Genomic DNA, 346 nt, shown 5'->3' with positions numbered 1-346 from the left:
GGGCTGTCGCTCGCGACATGCCGCGTTGCAAGAGGCTATTCGGGATAAGCCGCTGGGCAGTGAGGCGCGGCGCGAGCGCCGACCCTACAGGGTTGTGTTGCGCGATTGGGTTCTGCGAGGATTGTAGGGCTGTCGCTTGCGACATGCCGCGTTGCAGGAGGTCGCTCGGGGTGAGCTGTTGGGCAGTGCGGTGCGGCGCGAGCGCCGACCCTACAGGGTTGTGTTGTGCGAATGGGTTCTGCGAGGATCGCAGGGCTGTCGCTCGCGACATGCCGCGTTGCAAGAGGCTATTCGGGATAAGCCGCTGGGCAGTGAGGCGCGGCGCGAGCGCCGACCCTACAGGGTT

At 66.2% G+C, this 346-nt stretch carries 1 protein-coding gene; it reads right to left on the bottom strand.

Annotation, left to right across the window (positions count from 1 at the left end):
* On the bottom strand, nucleotides 1-346 hold a 346-nt coding region (locus QEH53_RS24090), incomplete at both ends, for a hypothetical protein (RefSeq protein WP_309025786.1).

Origin of the sequence: Pelagicoccus sp. SDUM812002, assembly GCF_031127835.1 — a bacterium.
Classification (GTDB): domain Bacteria; phylum Verrucomicrobiota; class Verrucomicrobiia; order Opitutales; family Opitutaceae; genus Pelagicoccus.
The sequence above is the reverse complement of the archived record's forward strand: the minus strand, read 5'-3'. Positions and strand labels throughout refer to the sequence as shown.